This is a genomic window from Chitinophaga filiformis, assembly GCF_021646545.1.
Taxonomy (GTDB): Bacteria; Bacteroidota; Bacteroidia; order Chitinophagales; family Chitinophagaceae; genus Chitinophaga; species Chitinophaga filiformis_A.
The window spans coordinates 1,543,994-1,555,299 of the sequence record NZ_JAKIRP010000001.1 but is presented as its reverse complement, the minus strand read 5'-3'; the positions used below and the strand labels follow the sequence as shown (position 1 = coordinate 1,555,299).

Here is an 11,306-nt window from a genome sequence, read left to right as displayed (position 1 = left end):
ATGATTATCAACACATTACCTCTTTTATATTTTCCTCTACCTTGGGCAAATCTGGAATATTACCCGGACAGCAAGGCTTTCCGGAGGGAAATTTATACGCATGCTGATGGCCATGAAATGGAGGAGCTAGCTATGCTGTTTCATCATCTTTTTGGTCCCCTGAAAGATAAAATTAATATCTATGCGCCTTCATGGTGGGACCTATGTCTGGATACATGGAATACGCAACTTAATGTTTATGATTATTCCCCCGAAGGTAAGTCCCCGGAAACAGCCGCATATTTGACGATGCTGGCCGATGCGAATATTCCGTCTGATTACTCAGGCTCTGTACGTTGCCTGGGTTGGGATGAATTCTTAAATATCATCCTTCGCTGTATAATCAGCCATGCAGCGCCTTACAGTCCCGTTTTTTATAGTGAAGAGGATCAGCTATTTTTCTACTTTCATCATACAGGTAGCATCGGCTTTTATTATGAAAAGGAATCGGATGTAGTAGAGGGAATTTTGGAAAGAGCAGCGGAGCGCTATGAAATAGTCTCACACTAATATTCTGGAGAATCCCTCAAGGTACTGTTGGGGGATTTTTTTTAGATATTAGCCGAACTTGCATAAATCCATCATAATCCTGACACATTTTCCCAAATCACTCATATAGAAGTTCGACACTTGTCCGGCCTGTTGTACCAAAGATGACGGAGATAGTACGAAAGTATTATCTCCGTTTTTCTTTTGAGATAGTTTCGCCGCCTGTCGGACTATGTTGAGGAAAAAACCGGATCAAGTTGAAAAAACCTTTCATTTACGCGCTAACCAATTTACATTTCCACAACTGGCTGTTGCACTAACCAGTTTAAATAAGCAGGCAATTGTGTTCCCAAATAGTAAGGTAGGTTCATCAGTAAATATGTAACAAAACAAACCCAATTTAGCGCAGAAATTGTAATAAAATCAACTCAATGAACCCATTTTTAGTGTGAATGCTTACGAAACATCCTCGCAAAATTTGATACTGATCCGGCCTGCTATAGCCCAACAATACCTTCCGTGGCAGCTCCATTTTATCTGGGTCAATTACTTTACAATGTCACCTCAATGCGAAACTGTCCCCACAGCTGTGTACGGTACCCGTACCCTTATCACCTATATAAATCAGGTATTTATACGCTTTTCAAAAATTACCAAACCCGGTATTTTTGCTCTCACAATTCCACAACGAGCTGCTGATTTTTCAACCCCAAACATAATATGTCATGAATTTCACAAATCTTCAGGAGCAGGTTATTCAAAAACCTTTCGTAGATGAATTATTCCTCTGGAACAATTTTTACTCAAGTACAGTGCTTAACTTTAATATGGAAGCGCAGACACAGTCAAACTGGTGCTGGGCCGCGACTTCCAAAAGCGTGTCCTTCTTTTATTCAGCACTGTTAAATCCCTGGACACAATGTAAGATCGCATCTGCAGAACTCGGACAGACCTGCTGTACATCACCCGTTCCCGGCCCCTGTAATGTGCCCTGGTACCTGGACAAGGCACTGACACGTACCAAGAACTTCGTTGAACTGAGAGGCGGTACGATGACCTGGGAAGCTGTTAAAGAACAAATTGATGCCGGCCTTGTGGTAGGTACCCGCATTGGCTGGTCCGGTGGTGGCGGACATTTTATGGCTATATACGGCGTGTCAAAAATATTTAACACCAAGTATTTCCATATTGATGACCCCATCTACGGCAAGAGCATACTCACCGTTAGCCAGTTTTCCAACAATTATCAGGGCAGCGGTTCCTGGACACATAGCTACATCACGAAAAAACATTTTTACTTTATGTGGATCAAAGACCTCGTATTCAAACCGGAACTACTCAAGCCAATCCCTGAAGTTCGTCCGCTGATCCGTTTACAGCGTCCTAATCTAAAGGTTGACAAGAGCGCTGCCGAGCTGGAATTGAGCTTTGCACATCACGCATATGTCATAGGATTAAAAGACATCGACAGGGATATTACAATTCCAGAAAGACCCAGCTCCCTGCGTGTGATAGAACTGGATCAGAAGAAACCTGTGGCACTCTATGACCTGGCTACCACGGAAGAAGATCCACAGGTATTACAGGTAAACACTGACGACGACTACCTCAATCGCATCGAGCATGGCATGGAAAAAATAAAATCCAGCTTACAGGAAAAAGAGGTAGAAGGAGAAATGAGAGTACTGAAATTCCCTGCGCTAAACCTCGAAGCACTCTGGCTGCGTACAGAAAATAAGGAAAATGATCGCTACTACATGCTTCGCCACTTTGGACAGGAAGATACCGTACTCAATGAGGGTAGCTTCAAAGAGCTGGTGTTCCGACAGAAAGCTGTCACAGAAAAACAAGACGACCTTATGGGTGCTTAATATTGCAAATCGCCAGCCTGAAACGGGCTGGCGATTGTGTTTTTGTCAGGTACTATTTGTTTATGCAGCGGTCGATCCCCTCCTTGCCAAAAACATACACATATCCATCTCCAGGCTTCACCATACCACAGGAATAACTAATAACCTTCTGACTATCCAGTCCGTTGGGCGTGGTACGCTCAGCCTTCCATTCCGTACCTGTGCTTTGTGTCAGGCGATAGAGTGACTGACCGGTGATGTCCAGTCCCTGTCCTTCTCCGCAATGCACATATACTTTGTCGCCAATCTTGATACCGGGGCCAGCCCAGCTCCATGAAGTGCCGGGTTGTATATTAAACACCTGCCGGGGCTTACCGGAAGTACTATTATTGATAGTCATATTGGGTGCATGCTCCGGGTCCCAATCCGTTTTAGCCGGCTGGATCAGCACTGAATTACTATACCTGTGAAAATCGCCACAGTTGAACATTTTGTTGAGTTGCAGCTGAACGCCATCCCATGCGTCCTGTGTCACCCACAGCACTTTCCCATTATTGGCGTTCCAGGTGAGCGGAATACTATTCCCCTGATCAAAGGCAGCAGAACCTTGTGTGGTATTATTCCGGTAGTGTTTTCATGATACGTGGAATTTTGAATAAGGCAGTCATATCTGCCCATATACAAGATAAAAAACAAAAAGCTATCATTTCTGACAGCTTTTTATTCACACACAATCTACTCAGTAATATACTCAACGCGCTATAACAACCTTTCCCCTACTTTGGCCTGAGGCAGCATATTCATGCGCAGCCGCAACCTCTTCAAAGGAGAATTTCCGCTCATCTACCAATACGTTCACTTTCCCCTGCTCCACCCATTCTGCAATACGTGCCAGGTTCCTGCCGTATGCCTGCTGACGGACATCCATATTATACGCAATAGGAATCACCAGGAAAACTACATGAAAATTTACCGCCTTCAAATGCAGTGGAGACAGGTCCTGCGGCGCCATTGCGATCGTAGAGATAATATTTCCGAAAGGTTTCACTGCCGCAAAGCTATTAGTATGATTAGCCCCTCCTACCGTATCAAACACAATATCAAACCCCGTCCCATCGGTATATCGCTGCACATATTCGGCTACAGACTGCTTATTATAATTGATTACGTGATCGGCGCCAAAGCTGCGCGCAGTAGCTATCTGCTCATCTCTTGAAACAACTGCATACACTTCCGCGCCGGCTAATTTAGCGAATTGCAGCGCCAGATGACCAACACCTCCTACTCCGCCGTATATCAACACTTTCTGCCCGGCGTCTATCTTCACTCTTTCGAACAGTGCTTCATATGCCGTCAATGCCACCAACGGTATTGCGGCTGCATCAGAAAAGCTAAGGTTAGCCGGCATCCTGGCCAGCAAGCGCTGATCTGCCCGCATAAATTCACTTAACGCACCATCCTGATGTCCGAACCCGCCGGTCCATCCATATACATGATCACCTTTTTTGAAACCCTTCACATCTGCGCCTGTTGCTTCGACTATACCCGCCACATCGCCATGCAGCACGATGGGGAAAGGACCAGGCAGGGCCCCCATATGCCCCTCACGCAAATGCCCGTCTACCGGATTATAGGAAGTAGCCATTACTTTGATCAACACTTGTCCCGGACCGGGTGCAGGAATTGCCTGCTCTGTGCTTTCAAATACAGACACATCCCCGAATTTATTTATGACAGTAGTCTTCATATCTGCTTGTTTACTTACCTGCTAGAGACGTTATCCGGAGATTCCCTCAGGTATCCCCGGATACATAGAAATGATTAAACTGCTCATTTGGAGTTAAGTGCTGCCAGCAACTTCTCAGCGGTAGCTTCTGATGAAGCTGGGTTTTCGCCTGTGATCAGCAGACCATCCTGCACTGCAAACGGGGTCCATTTCTCAGTTGCCTTTTGATAGTTTGCACCACGTTCACGCAACATATCTTCCAGCGAAAAAGCCCCTTTTTCTCCTGTCTTTCCTGCTGATTCCTCTTCGTTGGAATACCCTGTGACAGTTTTACCTTTAATCAGATATTCGCCGTTTTTAGTCTTTACATTTTTCAATGCCGCAGCAGAATGGCATACAAACGCAGTGGGTTTCTGCTGTTCAACAAATGACTGGATCAAGGCAATAGATGCAGCATTGTCAGGCATATCCCAGGTTGGTCCGTGACCTCCGGGATAGAATACAGCGTCATAATCTTTCGCTTTTACTGTGTTAAGTTTAAGGGTATTGTTCAGCCAACGCTGTGCTTCCGGATCATTCAGCGCCTTTTTCGCAGCGGGTGTGATCAACTGTTCGCTGACACTTGCAGGGTCAATAGGCGTCTTTCCACCTTTGGGAGAAGCCACTGTCACCTGTACGCCGTGCGCTATCAGATAAAAATAGGGAGCAGCAAATTCCTCCAGCCAGAGGCCGGTTTTAATATCCGCGCTCACTGTTTCGAAAGAGGTTACTACGATCAGCACCTTCTTCGCTTTTTGGGTCTGGGCGCTTACTGTCATGCTGGAAAAAGCCAATGCTATCAAAGCCAGGAATGCTGTCACATATTTGATCTTCGTTTTCATATATATTTAATTTTCCACAAAGCTAGCTTCACACAGGCCCTCAGCCCAAGGACCTGGCTCACACATTTCATGTGATGTAGATCACACCATATTTTTTGTTAAGTTTGATGCATTCAACAGATCTGTATGCATCCAACGCTTAGAAAACATTTCGAGGAATTAGTAAAACTGACCGATGCGGAAGCTGAGCGTATAGGCGCCTGTTATCATCTCAGGAAATTCAAAAAACACTCGATCATTCTTCAACCAGGAGATACTGTCAACCATGAATATTTTGTGCTGAAAGGACTACTGAAAACATTCGTGATCGATGACAGCGGGAAAGAACATATCCTGCAGTTTTCCATGGAAAACTGGTGGGTGTCTGATTACACCGCACTGCATACCGATGGAAAATCATCTTTTATTATCCAGTGCCTGGAAGATGTGGAGTTATTATATATATCGTATGCCGACAGGCAACGACTATGCGATGAGATACACCAGTTTGAACGTTTCTGCCGCTTGAAGATCACCTCAGGCTTTGTTAGCATGCAGAAAAGAGTAATGGCATTATTGAAGAATGATGCCCAGTCCAGGTACCAGCAGTTACTCGAGCAATATCCAACGCTCTTCCAGCGTGTCCCTAAAGCCCTTATTGCGGCGTATATTGGTGTTTCAAGAGAGACCCTGAGCAGGTTGCATGTTTAACGGGGTATGCCGTCAGTAATCGGCACAAAGTTATCGTGTACCCCAATTACCGCTTGCCAACTCCTGACCATTCGCCTATAACTCATTGTAAATGAACTACTGACATTTTCTTAAAAAAATTTTCATCCCACATCAAAGTATCCCCCCTTCCCAACTGTCATTATACTGGCTAGCCAAAATTTTTGATCCTTCAAGTAAACCATTATTTATGCAAAAACTCACAATCATTATTGCGGCATTAGCCATTTTTACAAGCTGCAGCAAAGAAGCTGCGACAGCAACAGATAACCCATCAACAACGATAACCGCAGATGGCGGCGCCCGTAAAGCAGCCGCTGCCGCTGCCACCACCATCAGTTTCAGCGGTTATACCTGGGAAGTAAGAGAACAGGGTTCCTCTGGTCCCGGTCCTAACTACTGGAGCGCCAGCAACGTATGGGTAGACAGCGAAGGTCACCTGCATCTGAAGATCAGAAAAGATCCCGCTACCGGCAGATGGTTATGCGCTGAAGTAATTTCCCAGCAGAGTTTCGGATACGGTTCTTATATATGGAAAATAGAAGGCGCTGTGGATAAACTGGACAAAAACATCGTACTGGGCCTGTTCAACTATAAGGCAGGTGACAACGGGCACCATGAAATGGATATTGAGTTCGCCCGCTGGGGAAACAGTGCATGGCATAACTATAATTATACCGTGTATCCTGCTTCCGGCTCCGGTAGCGTATCACAGACCTATGAGCTGGGGCTGAACGGCACTTATACATCCTATAAATTCGTCCGTAACAGCACTTCTGTGTCTTACAAGGGCTACCACGGTCACAACCTGGATGAAGCCAATTCATTTTTCCCCTGGACAACTCCATCGGGATTTAACGTAAGCACATTATCTTTACCAGTACACATGAACCTCTGGCTGTTTAACGGTAATGCTCCGTCTAACCAGCAGGAAGTTGAAATTATTATACACTCATTCGCATTTATCGCTGGATAAGTATTGTAAGTCTTGTAATGGAGAGGGTTACGCCAGGAAGGTTTCTACCTTCCGGTTAACCCTTTTTCTTTTTCCACCTCAGGCAATTCTACTCCTATCCTCACAATCGCGGGTGCGGAATCTGGACACATTACACCCGGTCTTTAATTTAAAGAACCTGCTAAAATGGGCGGGGCTTTCAAAGCCAAGACTATAACCTATTTCTTTGGCTGATTTGTCAGTATAATAGAGATACCTTTTAGCTTCCAGTATAATTCTGTTGTGTATTAGTGCGGAAGGTGAAGGGCAATTACAGATACGGAAAACATTGGTCAGTGTTTTGGGAGATTTATTCATAGCTTCTGCATAAAACATCACCTCATGTTCCTTCCTGAAATTGATTTCCAGCAACAGGTTGAACTGCCGGATAATGTCCATTTTATCTTCCGTCACCCGTTGGTAACACGCCGTCTGCTTCCTGGCAATCCTTGTTACATTTATTATAACGCGTTTTAACAGGGTTCGCAGCATTTCTCCCTGCATACTGTCTCTCAGCTGCATGTCTTCCAGAAACAGCTGCTCAATAGTTGCAAGACTTTGCATCTCCTCTGCACTGAGCGGGATAAACATGGGATGTTTGATGCCATAAAAGATAAATCCCACACAGCTGACTTCCGCATCGTGGTCCATGATACAATAAAACTCCCGGTTAAATTGCCAGGCCAGCAGCAGCTCCGGCTTTTCAAAAAGGAAGTGCTGATTAGCCACCAGTGGCAATACGGAATGTGGAGGCATGGTGTATACTATCTCATCAATAGTAACCTGTTGCTCTTCGCCTTTGTTGATAACGAAAGTATTAATGGTGCTCTTCTGCCCGTTCATTACCCCCTCCCCTCTGAACGACTGATCGTTCACTCTCATGACAAAGCGGCCCAGTGTTGATTTATCTGTAAATTCCAGCTGCATCCTTGTGGCATTTAACTACAGGTTAAAAGTGTTACAATATATTGGCAGGAGGAATGTATGGGCTTCCCGGAGACTTGTTGATTCTTCCCGGGCGGGGCATCTAAGGGGGATAAAAAAAGGAAGCCCCGTTATTGGGGCTCCCTCATGACAAGATTGGTCATTTAATGGTCACCTTCACGATATTGCTAATAGCCGGAAGCGTCGTGAAAGCATTGGGATTAGGGATCTCGCTGATTGGCTTGCTCTCTACAGAGGTAACGCCTCCCAGGTTAAATTGCGCGTTCCCTGCGCCGGGGAACTGGTCGATAGCAGTTCCATCATCAAACAATTTAATGCTTGTGGAGATGTCGCCGGCCTGAGTAGCATCGACACCGTTATCTGCAGAAGCAAAGAACCAGTCATTCGAGAAGCCGTACATAGTAGCAATAGCCAGGCGGTCGCCCTTTACCACATCCAGGTCTTGCGACACCATACCTCCCGGCTGATTACCAATCACCGGCAGCAATACCTTTGATGAAGGTGCCGGAAGCACATATACCTTTTTTACTCCATTCAGTTTCTCCAGTGCGGCGGCCAGTATACTGGCATCTCCCTGTTGCGCCAGATTCTTTAATCCCTGCGCACGGTCATTCTCGCCTGTTTTGTATATCGGGTTGTCAACGCCATTGTACACTACTACCAGTACCGGTGACAATGGGGTGAAAATGCCAGTGTTCTCTTTTACATAATTATAAAGCTGAGAATTGTCTCCTGCCTCGGCCAGCGCAGTAAGGCCATTGGCTGTCGGCTCACCGGATTTATAAAGCGGCGTTTTATTCAACAGATCACCGCCTGCAATGTAAGATATGGCCCATACCCCGGGACTGAGCGGTGTTTCATTGGCTGTACCGCCAGACGTGTTGGTCAGGGTCAATGTAAAATAAGAGGCGCCGTCATACTTCAAGGTAGCCTTTACAAGCGACGAAGCAGGCAAATAAGTATTCCCCTGCGCATCAGTTCCATTCACTTCGGTGACGCTCTTTGCGTCTGCCACTCCGGGATGACTCACCCCGACACCGGGTTTCTGGTTGATCCTGGTGCCATTATCCCACAGCTTTACCTGGGCGGATACATCGCCTTCTATTGGCTCCTTCTTCTCATTATACAAGGCGATGCCCGGGTTTGCAGGAGCAAAGAACAGATCATTGGACCATCCATACATGGAGGCAAAGGTCACCGTCTGACCGACCGAAGCGGAAAAATGAAAGCTGACTGACTGCCCGGGAAGGATCAGGGGCGGAGTTCCTTCGCCCTGATAAGAGCCTGATTCTACCAAGGTTCTGGAATTCAGTACATTTTCAACAGTGATTGTTCTCTTTTCTGTACCTTCCGCAGGATTATTGTCGTCATTCTTGTTGCAGGCAATAAAGGTCAGGGGGAAAAGCACTGCAGCCATCCAGCCCAGGCGTGGCGTATTCATTGTCATGGTATTCCTTTTTGTTTTTAGGATAATCACAAATTTATACGCATCAGGAGGGGCGGGGAATGACAGTCCTTCCCGAACAATTGACGATACCGCCCGAAGGGGGAAAAATTATACCTGTAAACAATCTTAGCCGGAAAGGGCTTTATTTTAAAAAGAAACTATTAATTTAAGTACTGAAAACTGTAATAAAGAATATGGATAGTAAGGCTAAAATTATTTTTTTAGCAGATGATGATCCTGAAGACCAGGAAATTCTGAAAGATGCGATTTTAAGATTGGATCCTACAGCGGACATTCATTCAGTGGTAAATGGGCAACAAGCCATTGAATATCTGCTCAATTGCCCGGATAACTCTTTACCGGAGCTGCTCATTTTTGATTATAAAATGCCCATCTACAATGCAATAGAGGTACTGGAGAGAATTCAGGACGTCCCTCGTCTCAGATCTATTCCCAAGGTGGTATGGAGCACTTCCAACCAGCCCGAACATGTCAAAAGTTGTATGGAGAAAGGCGCTCTTCAATACTTTGTGAAGCCTACCAAAACAGATGAATTGAACAACATCGCCAGGCAAATGCTGGCAGCCGCTAGCTGAGATCTTATTCGCATGGAATATAGATGTCAAACCTGGCGCCCTGCCCGGGATTACCGTATGCCTTGATGATACCGTGATGGTTCAATACGATCTTCTTGCAGATTGCAAGTCCTATTCCCGAACCTGTAATACCGGGTTGGTTATGTATGCGCTGGAAAAGCTCAAAGAGCTTATCTGCATAGTTAGGTTCAAAGCCAATACCATTGTCAATGATGGAGAACCTGTAATAACAGATTTCGGATAAGCCTGCGTTTCTGACATCGGGAGGCGCCGTTGTTTTTTCAGCGCTGATGAAGATGTGCGGCTGACGTTCCTCATGCCGGTATTTCAAGGCATTACCCAGCAGGTTGTCAAACAGCTGGGCAAACTGGAAGGGAATAACACGCATAACGGGAAAGCGATCTACATCAATGATCACATCGTTTTTTTCAATGGTGTCATGATGTGATGAAATAACCTCACTGATGACCGTATTCAGGTCTGTATCCACCATTTCCTGGGAGAAGGAAGACGCCTGTGAATAGGTCAGCAGATCGTCAATAAGGCCGCGCATCCGGGAGGCCGCGTTGATAGACCGGGTCAGATATTCCCGGCATTTCTCCGGCAGCTGCTGACCGGCATTATCGAAAATAAAGTTATTGTAAAACTGGATCTTCCGCAATGGCTCTTTCATATCGTGTGCAGCTGCATAGGCGAATTGTTCCAGCTCTTTGTTCTGAAACTCCAGTTCATTTGCATATTGCCTGATCTTATCTTCCGCTATTTTTTTCTCCGTCAGGTCGCGCGTTACTTTGGAGAAGCCGATAACATTGTGTGCTGTATCATGTAAGGCTGTTATGACAATACTTCCCCAGAACCTGGTGCCGTTTTTGCGCACACGCCAACCTTCCTGCACAGCTTTTCCTGTTTGCGTTGCTTCTGCGATCAACCTGTCGGGAAGATGTTTTGCCCTGTCTTCTGCCTGATAAAAAATACTGAAATGTTTTCCAATAATCTCTGACTCATGATATCCTTTGATCTTTTCCGCTCCTTTATTCCAGTTCTGGATGACGCCCGATCTGTCCAACAACAGGATAGCATAATCCTCCACCTCTTCGATCATTTTATGATAGCGCTCTTCGCTCCTTTTCAGCTCTTCATTCAGCCTTTTGTAACGGGAAATATGCTCGTCAATTTCCTGCACAGATGCATTGGTCCCGGCAACTTCCTGAAAACAGTGAAGAACAGCCACCATCGCTCCAAATTTATCTTTCAAAGGAAGAAGATTTCCTTTAAGAAGAACTCTTGATCTGTCGGGGCGTTCCATTACCACCTGCCAGTCATTGCAGGGCGCCCCTTCTTTTATCAGGGCAGTAAGTGTGGCTGCGTCGTGTGGTAGATATATCCCTTCTGCTGTGTAATACGGAACAACACCATCAAAAACATTATTTGCCTGTGCCATTTCCAGGTTTCTTCCCCACAACCTGGCAGCAGCTTCATTATAAAACAAGACCTTTCCGCTGGCATTGTATAAGCAGGCACCTATAGGCAGTAACTGCAGGAAGTCAAGCTGTAATATTCCTGCGTCTGTAAGAAAAGCGTTTGATATGGCTGTATTAAATCCACGATCCATTCCTTGAAATTAGGTAATA

The 11,306-nt window shown here is 45.6% G+C and carries 11 protein-coding genes; 5 read left to right on the top strand and 6 right to left on the bottom strand.

Annotation, left to right across the window (positions count from 1 at the left end; all coding sequences use genetic code 11):
- On the top strand, nucleotides 1-549 hold the full coding sequence (locus L3C95_RS06490) for a hypothetical protein (protein WP_236385985.1): 549 nt from the start codon (nucleotides 1-3) through the stop codon (nucleotides 547-549).
- Nucleotides 550-1,253: 704 nt separating this feature from the next.
- On the top strand, nucleotides 1,254-2,399 hold the full coding sequence (locus L3C95_RS06485; RefSeq protein ID WP_236385984.1) for a papain-like cysteine protease family protein: 1,146 nt from the start codon (nucleotides 1,254-1,256) through the stop codon (nucleotides 2,397-2,399).
- 52 nt (nucleotides 2,400-2,451) lie between these two features.
- On the opposite strand, the gene L3C95_RS06480 is transcribed toward L3C95_RS06485, so the two are convergent.
- The 3 genes from L3C95_RS06480 to L3C95_RS06470 form a co-directional block, all read right to left on the bottom strand.
- The gene (locus L3C95_RS06480) at nucleotides 2,452-2,913 is read right to left on the bottom strand and encodes a hypothetical protein (protein ID WP_236385983.1); all 462 of its coding nucleotides are present in this window, start codon (nucleotides 2,911-2,913) and stop codon (nucleotides 2,452-2,454) included.
- 216 nt (nucleotides 2,914-3,129) lie between these two features.
- Nucleotides 3,130-4,125: a zinc-dependent alcohol dehydrogenase family protein gene (locus tag L3C95_RS06475; RefSeq protein WP_236385982.1), complete on the bottom strand. Its 996-nt coding sequence runs from the start codon at nucleotides 4,123-4,125 to the stop codon at nucleotides 3,130-3,132.
- 83 nt (nucleotides 4,126-4,208) lie between these two features.
- Nucleotides 4,209-4,985, bottom strand: a complete 777-nt coding sequence (locus L3C95_RS06470; protein ID WP_236385981.1) for a type 1 glutamine amidotransferase domain-containing protein — start codon at nucleotides 4,983-4,985, stop codon at nucleotides 4,209-4,211.
- Between the two features lie 126 nt (nucleotides 4,986-5,111).
- On the opposite strand from L3C95_RS06470, the gene L3C95_RS06465 reads away from it, so the two are divergent.
- Complete coding sequence (locus tag L3C95_RS06465; RefSeq protein WP_236385980.1) at nucleotides 5,112-5,675, top strand: Crp/Fnr family transcriptional regulator; 564 nt, start codon at nucleotides 5,112-5,114, stop codon at nucleotides 5,673-5,675.
- A 208-nt stretch (nucleotides 5,676-5,883) separates the two neighbouring features.
- Complete coding sequence (locus L3C95_RS06460; RefSeq protein ID WP_236385979.1) at nucleotides 5,884-6,669, top strand: glycoside hydrolase family 16 protein; 786 nt, start codon at nucleotides 5,884-5,886, stop codon at nucleotides 6,667-6,669.
- 78 nt (nucleotides 6,670-6,747) lie between these two features.
- Here the strand turns inward: L3C95_RS06460 and L3C95_RS06455 are convergent, their stop codons facing one another.
- Both L3C95_RS06455 and L3C95_RS06450 read right to left on the bottom strand, forming a co-directional pair.
- A complete protein-coding gene (locus L3C95_RS06455) occupies nucleotides 6,748-7,614 on the bottom strand; it encodes an AraC family transcriptional regulator (protein ID WP_236385978.1) in 867 nt (288 codons plus the stop codon).
- Between the two features lie 157 nt (nucleotides 7,615-7,771).
- Nucleotides 7,772-9,079: a spondin domain-containing protein gene (locus L3C95_RS06450; protein ID WP_236385977.1), complete on the bottom strand. Its 1,308-nt coding sequence runs from the start codon at nucleotides 9,077-9,079 to the stop codon at nucleotides 7,772-7,774.
- Nucleotides 9,080-9,273: 194 nt separating this feature from the next.
- Between L3C95_RS06450 and L3C95_RS06445 the strand changes: the two genes are divergently transcribed.
- The gene (locus tag L3C95_RS06445; protein WP_236385976.1) at nucleotides 9,274-9,675 is read left to right on the top strand and encodes a response regulator; all 402 of its coding nucleotides are present in this window, start codon (nucleotides 9,274-9,276) and stop codon (nucleotides 9,673-9,675) included.
- Between the two features lie 4 nt (nucleotides 9,676-9,679).
- On the opposite strand, the gene L3C95_RS06440 is transcribed toward L3C95_RS06445, so the two are convergent.
- Nucleotides 9,680-11,287 carry a PAS domain S-box protein gene (locus L3C95_RS06440; RefSeq protein WP_236385975.1) on the bottom strand — a complete coding sequence of 536 codons (1,608 nt, stop codon included), beginning with the start codon at nucleotides 11,285-11,287 and terminating at the stop codon, nucleotides 9,680-9,682.
- Nucleotides 11,288-11,306: the final 19 nt, after the last annotated feature.

Coding starts and splice junctions, on each gene's coding strand:
- L3C95_RS06490 (WP_236385985.1), top strand. CDS start 1: ATGATTATCAACACATTACCTCTTTTATATTTTCCTCTACCTTGGGCA.
- L3C95_RS06485 (WP_236385984.1), top strand. CDS start 1,254: ATGAATTTCACAAATCTTCAGGAGCAGGTTATTCAAAAACCTTTCGTA.
- L3C95_RS06475 (WP_236385982.1), bottom strand. CDS start 4,125: ATGAAGACTACTGTCATAAATAAATTCGGGGATGTGTCTGTATTTGAA.
- L3C95_RS06470 (WP_236385981.1), bottom strand. CDS start 4,985: ATGAAAACGAAGATCAAATATGTGACAGCATTCCTGGCTTTGATAGCA.
- L3C95_RS06465 (WP_236385980.1), top strand. CDS start 5,112: ATGCATCCAACGCTTAGAAAACATTTCGAGGAATTAGTAAAACTGACC.
- L3C95_RS06460 (WP_236385979.1), top strand. CDS start 5,884: ATGCAAAAACTCACAATCATTATTGCGGCATTAGCCATTTTTACAAGC.
- L3C95_RS06455 (WP_236385978.1), bottom strand. CDS start 7,614: ATGCAGCTGGAATTTACAGATAAATCAACACTGGGCCGCTTTGTCATG.
- L3C95_RS06450 (WP_236385977.1), bottom strand. CDS start 9,079: ATGACAATGAATACGCCACGCCTGGGCTGGATGGCTGCAGTGCTTTTC.
- L3C95_RS06445 (WP_236385976.1), top strand. CDS start 9,274: ATGGATAGTAAGGCTAAAATTATTTTTTTAGCAGATGATGATCCTGAA.
- L3C95_RS06440 (WP_236385975.1), bottom strand. CDS start 11,287: ATGGATCGTGGATTTAATACAGCCATATCAAACGCTTTTCTTACAGAC.